Origin of the sequence: Deinococcus pimensis DSM 21231 (assembly GCF_000519345.1) — a bacterium.
Classification (GTDB): domain Bacteria; phylum Deinococcota; class Deinococci; order Deinococcales; family Deinococcaceae; genus Deinococcus_A; species Deinococcus_A pimensis.
Genome location: NZ_KI912643.1, coordinates 31,837 through 32,463, shown reverse-complemented (window position 1 = coordinate 32,463; position 627 = coordinate 31,837). Strand labels below are relative to the sequence as shown.

Below are 627 nucleotides of genomic sequence, written 5' to 3'. Positions count from 1 at the left end.
ATCGCGGCGTCCGTGTCGGCGTACGCGGTGAGCAGGGCGCGCTTGGCGTCAGGGTGGAGTTCCTGCGCGCGCGCGAGGAATGCGGCGCCGTCGAGGCCGGGCATGCGCTGGTCGCTGAGGAGCAGCGCGACGGGCTCGCCCCGCTCGCGCAGTTCGCGCAGGGCCTCCAGGGCCTCCTCGCCGGAGGTGGCGCGCAGGACGCGGTAGTCGGAGGCGTAACGGCGGCGCAGGTCCCGCGCGACGGCGCGCAGCACCTCGGGGTCGTCGTCGACGACGAGGATGGCGGGCTTGGGGGGCGGTGAGGACGTCCGGGTGGGCTTCGGTCATGCGGGGCTCTCCTGCCCGGGTGGGGCGTGGACGGGCAGCAGCACCATGAACTCGGTGTGGCCCGGCTGGCTGCTGAGGCGGACCGCGCCGCCGTGCTGGCGGGTGACGACGCGCTGGACGAGGTCGAGACCGAGGCCGGTGCCCTCCCCGACGCCCTTGGTGGTGAAGAACGGCTCGAAGACGCGGGCCTGCACGTCGGGCGGAATGCCGGGCCCGTCGTCGATGACGCTCACGACGACCTGCCCGGGGCGCCGCGTGACGCGCAGGGTGAGCGTGCCGCCCGCGTGCAGGGCGTCGGCG

General features: G+C 75.4%; 2 protein-coding genes. Both read right to left on the bottom strand.

Annotation, left to right across the window (positions count from 1 at the left end):
* On the bottom strand, positions 1 to 254 hold a 254-nt coding region (locus DEIPI_RS30605), incomplete at its 3' end, for a response regulator (RefSeq protein ID WP_045234185.1).
* Between the two features lie 69 nt (positions 255 to 323).
* A partial coding sequence (locus tag DEIPI_RS30600) for a sensor histidine kinase (protein ID WP_045234184.1) occupies positions 324 to 627 on the bottom strand: 304 nt, incomplete at its 5' end.